Annotated in this window: 11 protein-coding genes; 5 read left to right on the top strand and 6 right to left on the bottom strand. The window is 35.4% G+C overall.

Features of this window, described 5'->3' with window-relative positions:
- Positions 1-21: 21 nt before the first annotated feature.
- Positions 22-1011: an aspartate-semialdehyde dehydrogenase gene (locus BQ5371_RS04725; protein ID WP_071132762.1), complete on the top strand. Its 990-nt coding sequence runs from the start codon at positions 22-24 to the stop codon at positions 1009-1011.
- Between the two features lie 56 nt (positions 1012-1067).
- Here the strand turns inward: BQ5371_RS04725 and BQ5371_RS04720 are convergent, their stop codons facing one another.
- The gene (locus BQ5371_RS04720; RefSeq protein WP_071132761.1) at positions 1068-2771 is read right to left on the bottom strand and encodes an AMP-binding protein; all 1704 of its coding nucleotides are present in this window, start codon (positions 2769-2771) and stop codon (positions 1068-1070) included.
- 286 nt (positions 2772-3057) lie between these two features.
- Here BQ5371_RS04720 and BQ5371_RS04715 point away from each other — a divergent pair, with 286 nt between their 5' ends.
- The gene (locus BQ5371_RS04715; protein WP_071133128.1) at positions 3058-3915 is read left to right on the top strand and encodes a purine-nucleoside phosphorylase; all 858 of its coding nucleotides are present in this window, start codon (positions 3058-3060) and stop codon (positions 3913-3915) included.
- 63 nt (positions 3916-3978) lie between these two features.
- Positions 3979-5166, top strand: a complete 1188-nt coding sequence (locus BQ5371_RS04710; protein ID WP_071132760.1) for a hypothetical protein — start codon at positions 3979-3981, stop codon at positions 5164-5166.
- Between the two features lie 90 nt (positions 5167-5256).
- Here the strand turns inward: BQ5371_RS04710 and BQ5371_RS04705 are convergent, their stop codons facing one another.
- The 3 genes from BQ5371_RS04705 to BQ5371_RS04695 form a co-directional block, all read right to left on the bottom strand.
- Positions 5257-5730, bottom strand: coding sequence for an NUDIX hydrolase (locus tag BQ5371_RS04705; protein ID WP_071132759.1), 474 nt, complete (start codon positions 5728-5730; stop codon positions 5257-5259).
- Positions 5731-5750: 20 nt separating this feature from the next.
- Complete coding sequence (locus BQ5371_RS04700; protein WP_071132758.1) at positions 5751-6029, bottom strand: thioredoxin family protein; 279 nt, start codon at positions 6027-6029, stop codon at positions 5751-5753.
- A 136-nt stretch (positions 6030-6165) separates the two neighbouring features.
- Entirely contained in the window at positions 6166-6918 is a 753-nt protein-coding gene (locus tag BQ5371_RS04695; protein WP_071132757.1) for an exodeoxyribonuclease III, read from the bottom strand.
- Between the two features lie 222 nt (positions 6919-7140).
- On the opposite strand from BQ5371_RS04695, the gene BQ5371_RS04690 reads away from it, so the two are divergent.
- Both BQ5371_RS04690 and BQ5371_RS04685 read left to right on the top strand, forming a co-directional pair.
- Entirely contained in the window at positions 7141-7857 is a 717-nt protein-coding gene (locus BQ5371_RS04690) for an ABC transporter ATP-binding protein (protein ID WP_071132756.1), read from the top strand.
- A gap of 10 nt (positions 7858-7867) precedes the next feature.
- A complete protein-coding gene (locus BQ5371_RS04685) occupies positions 7868-10147 on the top strand; it encodes an ABC transporter permease (RefSeq protein ID WP_159428258.1) in 2280 nt (759 codons plus the stop codon).
- A 14-nt stretch (positions 10148-10161) separates the two neighbouring features.
- Here the strand turns inward: BQ5371_RS04685 and BQ5371_RS04680 are convergent, their stop codons facing one another.
- Positions 10162-10608, bottom strand: coding sequence for an aconitase X swivel domain-containing protein (locus BQ5371_RS04680; RefSeq protein ID WP_071132754.1), 447 nt, complete (start codon positions 10606-10608; stop codon positions 10162-10164).
- Positions 10605-11879, bottom strand: coding sequence for an aconitase X (locus tag BQ5371_RS04675; RefSeq protein ID WP_071132753.1), 1275 nt, complete (start codon positions 11877-11879; stop codon positions 10605-10607). The genes BQ5371_RS04680 and BQ5371_RS04675 overlap by 4 nt, the downstream gene beginning before the upstream one ends.
- Positions 11880-11885 lie beyond the last annotated feature (6 nt).

The following is an 11885-nucleotide window of genomic DNA, read 5'->3' as shown; positions in this document are numbered from 1 at the left end:
TTCGGAGGTAAAGAGGTAAAAATGAACAAGATAAATATTGCTATTCTGGGTGCAACAGGTGCTGTTGGTCAGGAGATGATTAAGGTCTTATATGAAAGAAATTTTCCTATTCAAAATCTTAAACTGCTTGCAAGTGCAAGAAGTGCCGGAAAAGTTCTTGACACGCCTTTTGGCAAGCTAACTGTCGAAGAAGCCTCTAAAGAGTCTTTCAAGGGTTCAGACATTGTTCTAGGTGCATCAGAAAATAATATAGCTGAGAAATTTGCGGATGATATTAAATCGTCAGGTGCAATTTTCATAGATAACTCAAGTGCTTTCAGGCTTGATGACGATGTTCCTCTAATAGTGCCTGAAATAAATCCTGATGATATTAAAAATAACAAAGGCATTATTTCAAATCCAAATTGTTCTACAATAATAACATTGGTTGCCATCAATGGTCTATCTAAATTGTCAAAAATTGAAGGAATTTATGCTTCAACTTACCAAGCTACAAGCGGTGCAGGTGCAAGTGGCCCAGTTGAAATGTACAAGCAGACAGAGGATATAATAAATAATAGAGATTTTGAACCAAGGATATTTTCAAGGCAGATTGCCTATAATCTAATTCCGCAAATTGGAAATTTTGGTGATAATTTATATTCTTCTGAGGAGATGAAACTTCAAAATGAGGGGCGTAAAATTCTCCACCTGCCGGAGCTGAATGTTTCTTGTACCTGCGTTCGCGTTCCTGTCGAAAGATCTCATTCAATTTCAGCCTCAGTAATTCTTTCAGATGAGATAGACCTCGAATCGGCAAAAAAGGCAATTTCTGATGCTAAAGGCTGTAAATTATATCCTGAAGATAATTTCCCTACACCTATTGAAACAAGCGGTCAAGACCTCGTCTATGTAGGCAGATTACGAAAAGACCTTGTAAACCCTAGAGGAATAAACCTCTGGTGCTGCGGAGATCAGGTTAGAAAAGGTGCCGCAACAAATGCAGTCCAGATAGCTGAACTGCTTATATGATATGTAGCAATAATTAAATTGTTTATATTATTTTCTTTTTATATATTTGCTTGATATTATTTATCTTGCAAATTTTTTTCGCTATTTCTCGATGCTTCTTCTTCGAGCATCTTCTCTATTTCGATATGTCTTTTTACCTTGGAAGTCGTTGTCATTACCATAGGCTTATCGGTGATAAAAATCCTCTTTATTCTTTTATAAGAAGGCATTGTATCATTTATTTTTTCAATATCAGCCTTTATAATCTCTCTAATCTCAGGCTCACTTTTTCCTTTGAAAAATTCTCCATCATATTCAATTTTTAAGCTTACAACTAGGTCTAGCTTATCACCGTCGTTTGGAAGTCCAACAATAATATTATTTTTACAATATGGCAGGTCATTTATCTTGACTTCCATTTCTTCAGGAAATACATTCTTTCCATTCTTTAGAACGATTACGCTCTTAGTTCTTCCCGTGATAAATAGGAAGCCATCCTTGTCAAAATATCCTAGATCTCCCGTGCGTAACCAGCCGTCATTTAATACAGCCTTCGTTGCAGAATCATTTTCATAATAGCCTTGCATGACATTAGGACCTCTGACAACAATCTCTCCTATTCCATCTTCGTTAGGATTTTCAATAACAATTTCATTATCTCTGAGAGGAAATCCCACAGAACCGATTTTCCTTTGCTTAGGTCTTTCTCCTGCTATGATTGGCGATGTTTCTGTTAAGCCATAACCCTGAATTACCTGAATACCAAAATCTTGGAATCCTTTGATTACTTCAGGATTGCAAGGTGCTCCTCCAACAAATAAAAATCTAAGCTCTCCACCGAACGCCTCCAAAATTCCCTTAAATATCTTCCTATTAGGTCTAATTCCTGCTAAGTTAAGACCTCTTGTAATTCCTCTTATCGCATTTAATTTTCCTGCCATTCCATTGCTCTCAACGGTTTTCATGACCTTCTTATACATCGCTTCCAAGATAAGTGGAACTGCGAGGAAATTTGTGACCTTATATTCCTTCATATTTTTCTGAAGATATTTAAGTCCATCGCAGAAAACAGTTGTGCCACCCGTAGCAAGCGTTAAATATGTCGCAATTGAACCTAGCATATGATGGTAAGGGAGAAGAGAAAAATTCACATCTTTATGGCTTATATCAGCGATGAGTAAGGTGTTTTCAACATCTTTATAAATATTTCTCTGGCTTAGCATTACTACCTTTGAATTAGAGGTCGTTCCCGATGTAAAAATCAGAAATGATGTTGCTCTTTCAGATATTTCCACCTTTTCAAACTCATTTGCTCCGTGGTCGATGAGATTTTTACCCTCGTTAACGAGATCTCTGATGTCTTCTTTTTCTCCAGTATATAGGTTGAAAATTGACTGAAATTTAACTCTGTCACCTGCCCCAATCTTCCTTATCATTGGCTCAGTTTTTTCGTCGCAGAAAATAATATCGGCCTTGCTTCTTTCAAGACATTCTTCAAGCTCTAAGATTTTTAATTCCTTGTCTAATGGAATCGTTACTCCACCCATAAGCTGAATAGCCATATTAGCCAAAAACCACTCGTAGCTATTTTTGCCTATTATCGCTACCCTCTTGCCTAGATAGCCTCTTGAAGCAAATACCTCAACTAAGCACCTTATCTCCTCATAAAATCTTATATATGATATATGTATATGCTCTCCTTTTTTATTCTTTACTATGAAAGCATCTTTCGCTCCGTGCTTTTCCACCGAATCAGTTATTAAATCCCTAAGATTTTCCATCAATTATCTCCTTATAATATGGGTGTAAATATACTTCGATACCTCTTCAATTCTTGAATACATCTCGCCTATATGATAAGATTTTTCAAAGAAATATGCAAGTTTTACATTTATTAAGATAGTCTATACATAAAATTAAATACTTATGTTTTTTCATAGTTTTAAAATCAATTTTCTTAAAATTAATGTTTTAAAAAGAACAATAGTCAGTTGTATTAATATTTTTTTAAAAGAGATAATAGCAAATTGTGAATATAATTAAAAAAAAGGAATAAAAGTGAATGATATGGATAATTTAAAAAATCGTGCGGAAATCTCGGCAGAATTTATAAGGGACTGGATGGGCGTTAAGCCAGATACCGCTATTATTCTTGGCAGTGGCTTATCCGGTTTTGAGAATAATTTTAAAAACAAAAGGGAGATTAATTACTCAGATATTCCTGAATTTCCTGTTTCTACAGCTCCCGGTCATAAGGGAAAGTTAATCTTATGTGAACGCGAAGATGAAGCCGGCAATTACGACACTAGCAATGATGACGCCGGCAGATATATATTGATAATGTCAGGTAGATTTCACCATTATGAGGGATATTCGCTTCAAGAAATAACAATTCCTATAAGAGTTATGGCAATCCTTGGAATTAAGAGGTTGATAATTACAAATGCCTCAGGTGCGGTAAATGAGAATTATAAAGCGGGCGACCTAATGCTTATTGAGGACCACATTAATTTATCGGGTGATAATCCGCTCATTGGTCCGAATTTTGATGAGCTTGGTCCGAGATTTCCCGATATGACTTATACATATTCCCCTCAACTGATAAAAAAAATCAAAGAAAAGGCTGATAAAAAGGGAATTTTGCTCCGTCAAGGTGTTTATACCTTTATGACGGGTCCGAGCTACGAAACGCCGGCTGAGGTTAGAATGATTAGAACTCTAGGAGCTGACTGCGTGGGTATGTCATCAGTTCCTGAAGCAATAGTTGCGAGACATTCAGGAATGGAAATTGTAGGAATTTCATGTATTACAAATATGGCTTCCGGAATCCTCGATAAACCTCTAAGCGGAGATGAGGTAATCGAAGCCGGCAAGAGGGCTATGCTATCATTTTCTGAAATTATTTTTATTGCAATCAACGCATAAAAGTGTTATAAATATATCAAGTAAGTTGCTTTAAATATTTTTTATATATAGGGGGTATTAACCATGAATAAAAACGGAAAATATTTAACCTCTATCAGTGTAGGTGTTGCAACCGTATGGTTTTCAACTCACTGCGGGGCGGGTTTCGCATCAGGAACTCAAGAACTTCAATATTTTGCCAACCATGGATGGTTTGGCGTCTTTTTACCAATTTTAACATTTATCATCATAGCTGTTACATATTATGTAGCACTTGAGACAGCAAGACAGACTGATAAGTGGGGATATGATGCTTGGTCAAAAGAAGCTTATGGAGGTGCATCTAAGATTTTGACTCCAGCTCTTGATGTAAGTATTATCATCACTACAATAGCAGCTACTGCGGCTACTATCGCAACGGGCGGTCTTTTAGGCAAGCAATATCTTGGACTTCCGGTATTTGTCGGTTCTCTAATGATGTTCGTAATTATCACCTTGCTTGTAATATTCGGAGAGAATGTTGTAAGAAAGAACGCAATGGTTATGACAGCGATTATTCTCATAATAATTTCGATAGTTTTAATCGCAGGTCTTATTAAATTTGCACCTCAGATTTCAAAGCTTATGTCCGAAAGATATGTAAATCCTAATGCGACAAAGTGGAGCATCAAGGGTTCTGCAAGCACTGTTCCAGGTAATTTTGGAAATGCACTTATGTGGGCTCTCACATATGCAGGCTTCCAAGTTGCAGCTATAGGCGGAATAACTTCATCTTTCAAAGGCGGTATATATAAAAATGAAGCAAAGGGTTCTATGATTCTTGGAGCGATAATGAATATATTGATGCTCGTTGGAATCTGCCTACTTATCTTCTCAGGAATGCCTGATATTTACACTGATCAGGTAGCTAGAACTCTTCCAACTATATACATTGTTAATCAGCTACATATCAAATCACTTGCTGTTCTATATCCAATACTTCTATTCCTAGCTCTAATAACAACAGCTGTAGGATTTATATTTGGAATGGTACAGAGAATTGACCCATATGTAATGAAAGATACAAAGAAACCTCTATTAAAGAAAACAATAATCAGCGTTTTATGCCTTGCAGTATGCTATGCTGTATCTAAGCTCGGACTCATGGTTATCGTAGCAACAGCATATAGGTATCTTGGTATTGTCAACTGGTTCATAATCATTCTTCCACTATGGTTCATAGGATTTAAGAAGATTAAAGCAAGAGATAATAAATTAGATAACGAAGCATAATTACTTTAAAATTTTAATAATTAAGAGCTTAGCGTACCCGCTAAGCTCTTTTCTTGTATTCTTATTTTCTTATACAATTTCTCACATATTCTATTTTATTCTATTGCCATCAAGGACAGCCTCTACTAAGTTATCATTTTTATCATATATGAGCTTTAAAGAGAAAAAATCATCTCTTTCATCAAGCAGTTTTAAAAATATCTTATCGCCGTCCCAGAGCTCGAGGTCTAAAAGTTTACTCTTTGGAACCCAAGATAGATTCCCCTCGTCACATTCTATCATCTCTCCGAAAAATTCATCTGCCGTATATAAGTGCATATATTCGGTAATGTCTTTATCATATATAAATGTAATTATCGCCCTAAATTTATATGATGTGAGCTTTAGCCCTGTTTCCTCTAACACCTCTCTAATAAGGCATTCCTCCGGACTTTCGCCATCCTCAAAATGCCCTCCGACTCCTATCCATTTGCCCTTATTTATGTCATTTTTCTTTTTTACCCTGTGGAGCATTAAGATGCTGTCGTCTCTTTTAATATAACAGAGTGTGCTGAGTTTATACATTTTTCTTCCTAACTTTTAATCTATTTGACAGCCTTTTCAAAGACCTTCCTTATATTTTCCTTGCACTCCTCATATTTTTCATAGAGATGTGCCTCATATAATTTTTCTTTTCCAATAAACATAGATGGCGTTGCCTGATAATCATAATTTGCTATTATTTCGGGATGCTCGTGCTCCTCAATCCATTCTATTTCGATTTTGCCATATTCAGGATTTTCTTTTATAAGCTCATCTATAGCCTTTTTACCTTGCTCACAATATGGACAACCCTCGTATTCAAATGCTGTAATCTTTTTCATTTTCTCTCCTTTATTTCATTTAATAATTTAACATCTACTTATAGCTATTTTGTTTTTTATTGAATAACGGGACTATTTTATAAAAATTTTATAGCCTATTTGTATAGCTTTTTTAAAGCCAATTGTATAACCAATCCTATTTTAAAACCAAGCAAACTGGGCAGTGATCGCTACCATAAATATCTGTCAAAATAGAAGCTTCCTCAATTCTATCCTTTAGTCTGTCAGATATGACGAAGTAGTCGATACGCCAGCCGGCATTGTTTGCTCTGGCATTAAAGCGGTATGACCACCAAGAATAGACTCCCTCTTTATCTGGATATAGATGCCTGAACGAATCGGTAAAGCCTGAATCCAGAAGATTAGAAAACTTTCCTCTCTCTTCATCTGAAAATCCCGGATTCCCACGGTTTGACTTAGGATTTTTTAAATCTATCTCATTATGTGCAACATTTAAATCTCCACAGTATATTACAGGCTTTTTTGCATCTAATGAAGTCAGATAATTTCTCAAATCGTCCTCATATTCCATGCGATAATCTATTCTTTTTAAAGCCGGCTGTGCGTTTGGAACATAAGCACATACTAGGTAGAAATCTTCGTATTCAAGAGTTATCACCCTGCCCTCGTCATCATGCTTTCCATCTATCCCATATTTGACATCAAGAGGTTCTTTTTTTGCAAAAATCGCTGTTCCTGAATACCCTTTTTTAATTGCATAGTTATAATATTCAAAATATCCCTCTGGATGAAAGTCCGCCTGACCCTCCTGCATCTTCGTTTCCTGAAGGCAAAAGAAATCAGCATCAATATCTTTAAAAATTTCATCAAAACCTTTTTTCAAAATAGCCCTAAAACCATTAACATTCCACGATATAAATTTCGTCATATATTTTAAGAAAACTCCTTTCCTATCTACTAACTATTATCTATTAAATTTTATATTGTATCTTTTTTCTACTAATATCATACACTTAATTAAATAAGAATACTATATCAATTTATCAAGAAAAAATATGCAAATTGATTAATATTTGTAGTATAATAACGAATGTAGTTAGCTTGGTCTAACATAAGCGACCGATAAAATCATTAATATGGGAGGAATATAATGACTGAGGCTGAATATAAAGCGATTGAATTTGATAATGTTAGCAGAATATATAAAAGCGGTGACCATGAGCTTAAAGCCTTGGATAGCATAAATTTCAAGCTCGACGAAGGTAGCTTTGTGGTTATCTTGGGTCCTTCCGGTGCAGGTAAAAGTACCCTCCTAAATTTGCTTGGAGGCCTTGACAGCCCCACAAACGGTAAGATACGGGTGTTTGGTAAAGATATTTCAACCTTAGATAAAAATGAGCTCGCCGATTATCGTGCAGAAACTGTCGGCTTTATCTTCCAATTTTATAATTTAATACCAACCCTAACCGTATATGAAAACATCGCACTCGTTGATGAAATATCTGATAATTCACTTTCAGCTGACAAAATGCTTGAAGCAGTAGGATTATTAGATCATATAAATAATTTCCCATCTGAGCTATCAGGTGGTGAACAACAGCGTGTTTCTATAGCAAGGGCTCTAGCAAAAAATCCTAAAATTCTGCTTTGCGACGAGCCTACCGGAGCCCTTGATTCTGAAACCGGTGTTCTTATTTTAAAGCATCTTAAGAAACTTTCAAAGGATTATGGTAAAACCATTATTATCGTAACTCATAATCAAAACATTGCAAAAATGGCTGATATAGTTATGAATGTAAAAAATGGTAGGATTCTAAGCATTGATGAGCAGGAAATCCCACTTTCTCCAGATGAAATTGAATGGTAAAGGAGCTAATATGCTGAGAAAAAAAATGTTAAGGACTTTTTGGCTTTATAAAGTCCAATTTATTTCAATGATATTAATGGTTATGCTGGGTATTGGTATGTTTACCTGCTTTAATATTGAATGGAAAAGTATTGAATATAATATGTTTTCTCTTTTTAAAAATAGCAATTATGCTGATTACAGGCTCATAAATAGCAATGGATTTTCAGAAGAAGATTTAAATAATATCCTCGATATTAAAGGCGTTAAAAATGCTTCAAGATTTATAACAATCAATGCAGATGTAAATGAAAAATCAGGAGATACGGTAGCTATCTCGATTACAACCAATTTTGATGTATCATCATTTGTTCTAATCGATGGTGAAAAATATAATAAAAATAGTGATGACGGAATTTGGTTATCCGATCAATATGCAAAAAAGAATAAAATCTCAATTGGTGACAGCCTGTATTTTACATATAATAATATCAAATTAAAAGGTAGGGTCAGAGGTTTAATAAAGGCTGGAGAACAGATGATATGCGTCAGCGATAAAACTCAGATAATGCCAGATTTTAAATCTCACGGTTTTGCATACATATCTCCTGCTTTATATGAGGAAACCTTGGGATTTCCTTACTATCCTAATATAAATGTCCTCTCAAATATTGATGCAAAAACTTTTTCTAAGGAAGCTGATAAGGCTCTTGGTAATACAAATTTAATTATTCCTAAAGAGGATACGCTTTCTTATTCTCAAGCTGAAGGCGAGGTTAGCGAGGGTAAGGCAATGGGAAGTATACTCCCAGCATTATTTCTTTTAATTGCCCTGTTAACAATGATTAGCACCATGCACCGTTTGACTGTAAAAGAAAAATCTCAGATTGGCACACTAAAGGCTCTTGGTTTTCATGACAGTAAAATTGTATTTCACTATACATCATTAGCATTTATCATATCTTCGCTCGGTTCGATTCTAGGAATTGCTCTAGGTTATTTTCTAGCTTGGATTATCATGAATCCAAAAGGAATGATGGGCACATATCTTGATTTGCCTGAATGGAAGTTAGTAAGCCCTTGGTATTGTTATCCACTTATAATTATTATTATATTTACATTAACATTTATTGGATACCTATCAGTAAGAAATATGTTAAAAGGGACTGCCTCAGAAGCACTTTCTCCATATATTCCTAAGAAGGTAAAACCTATGTTAATAGAAAAAACAAAAATTTTTAAACTAATTCCCTTTGGCACTCGCTGGAATTTAAGAGATATTGTAAGGCACAAAACTAGAACTGCTATGAGTCTCGTTGGAATAATTGGTTGTACAATTATAACTATAGCCTCTTTCGGTATAAAGGAAACTATGAATGATTTCCTCGATGTGTATTATGAAAATGGATTGAATTACTCTTCAAAAATTTACCTATCTGAAAATGCGAGCGATGATGAGAGATTTGATATTATCAAACGATATAATGGAGATTATGGAGCTTCAACAAATGTCAAACTCAAAGAAAAAAATGTAAATCTAGATATATACAACTTAGAAAATGGCAAAATTCAAACAATTGACAAAAACTCTAAGCAATTCAAGATTAAAAATGACGGAGCATATATTTGTATGCGTATTTCAGAAAAATTTAATCTTCACGAGGGAGATACATTTTCAATCAGTCCATATGGCGGTAATGAAAAGTTTGATATGGTAGTTAATGGAATATTTAGAAGCACGAGTAAAAATATTATTATTTCAGATAAATATGCTCAAAAATTAAATATTCCATATAAGATTGATTCTGTTTATACAGATGTAAAAAAAGGCGATATAGAATTATCAAATAATATAAAATCCGTTCACTCAAAGAAGATGATAATGGATTCTTTTGAGGTTTTCCTTTCAATAATGAATAATATGCTCTATCTCTATGTGGCAGGAGCATTAGTTTTAGGTATTATAGTCCTTTATAACCTAGGAACAATGAGCTATGTTGAGAGGTACCGTGAAATGGCAACGCTTAAGGTTGTCGGCTTTCGCGACAATAAAATAGGCAAGATTCTATATAACCAAAATCTCCTTATTTCCATTATGGGCATAATAATAGGAATACCTTTGGGGATATTAACACTATCTTCCATGTTAAAATCTCTCGCATCTGAATATGAGATGAAGATGTCTATAGGTATTCCATCTTATTTATTTACTATAATTTTAACCCTGTCTATGTCACTTTTTGTAAGTGGAATGATAGCTCGCAAAAATAGAAAAATCGATATGGTCGAAGCTTTAAAATATCAGGAGTAAAATATTGCTTATTCTTATCCCTTAACTTTAACAACTCCTCCATCTTCTACCATGATTTCCATATCGTCTTTGACATAGCTCAGAAATTCCTCACCAAGTGAATCTATGACCGGCATCGATACATCATCAAGCCAAACATCTGATAAAATTGCCCCTGCTGCTGCAAGCGAATCAATTGGCTCTGAAAAAAGCATGCACGCCGGTTGCCTCTTTAATGAGCAGGCACAGTAAATTACAAGTCCGCCTGTTGTAGAGCCTATCGTCCTCGGTAGGCATAGGGCTTTTCCTGCCATCTTTTTCCCAAATAAATCCTTATTATCCTGATCTCCGCAGGTTGCGTCTTTATCTCCGAATTGCAATGCTTTCTGAAATGATGCTAGCGTGTTAAGACCCTGGTGCGAAACAAGTGCAGGTGCAGTTACCTTACCTTTTGCGACTACTCTTCCCTGAAAAGTTTTCATAACTTACTACCTCCTGTAATCTGTTTCAATATCTCCTCATCTGTATAATACCTTGCTGTTGTATATGTCCTGAGCTTATTGCTTGAAGTTATTACGGGCATTCTAGCACATAGAGGATTATTCATATACATAAGCGGGCAAATATAGGATAAAATCACTCCCGCATTATCCAAAATCTCAAATTCTTCAGTGCCTCTAAATTTATCAAGAACCTGAGGTGCTGCTGTAAATACAGTTGGAATTGTTACCTTTTTTAAATTGTTTTCTTTAAGTGATAAATCTATCTTTTTTGCCCAGTCTTTGAGCTGTGATATGCTCATATGAGGACAGCCCATAAAGCACATCTTAGGTTTTGCATTCGTCTTTTTCCACATTATAGGATAGTTATCATATACCCTTTTTAGCTCAGCATCATCAATTACATATACCTTAGCATCTTTATTTATCAAATCTCTTCCCTGCTTTTTAGCTTCAGGTGTCAGATTTTCTATATGATAAAGTCCTACAGAGCCATTTGATGCAGTTGCCGCACCGAAGTCTTTAAGATAGGTCTTTGCATCATCATCTAATACCTTTAGCCATTTATCAAGTCCAATGATATATGGAACATCTTCCATGACCTTCATTCCTATTGCAGAGCCGAGGAGCTGTGCCTCAGGCTTTTTCTTGGTTTTTATTTCTACAATCCACTTAGCCTTTCTCCCCTCATCAGTGATAAGACCGAACTTAGGAACATATCCAAGTATTGAGCCCATAAGGTCAATTATTCCAGAATTTCGATTGCATCTAGCACCTAAGACCGAGTTCGCATATACGACCGCAGATGACTCTGCCCAAGAAAGGACATCGCCCTCCTTTGGCACATTTCCGACCTCGTCCATATAACAGGTGCAGGTATAGGCATCATCACTCAAAGCTCCAAGTTTTCTCAGCTGCTTTTCGTAACTATCCTGCCTGGTATACATAATCTTCTTAAAGACGAAATCTTGCAGAAAATTAGATGGAACATTTGGGTCAAGAGGTCTTGGATCCATTGAAAACTTTTGCGATGAAGATATGCCTGCTTCAATCAATTTATCCATAAGCTCATAAACGGCTGCAATTCCCTTAAGTCCAAAGGAAGTTACAAGATGATTGTACTTTCCTGTAATTTCAACCATTGAATCCGCACCGAAAAGCTCTCCATATCTCATCATCGTTTCCATAACCTTTGCCATAATCTCGCCTTGGCTTCCATTCAATATTTTTCTTTGCTCATCAGTTAAATTCATAGCTCC

This window comes from Alterileibacterium massiliense (assembly GCF_900104645.1).
GTDB lineage: Bacteria > Bacillota > Clostridia > Peptostreptococcales > Anaerovoracaceae > Alterileibacterium > Alterileibacterium massiliense.
The sequence above is the reverse complement of the archived record's forward strand: the minus strand, read 5'-3'. Positions and strand labels throughout refer to the sequence as shown.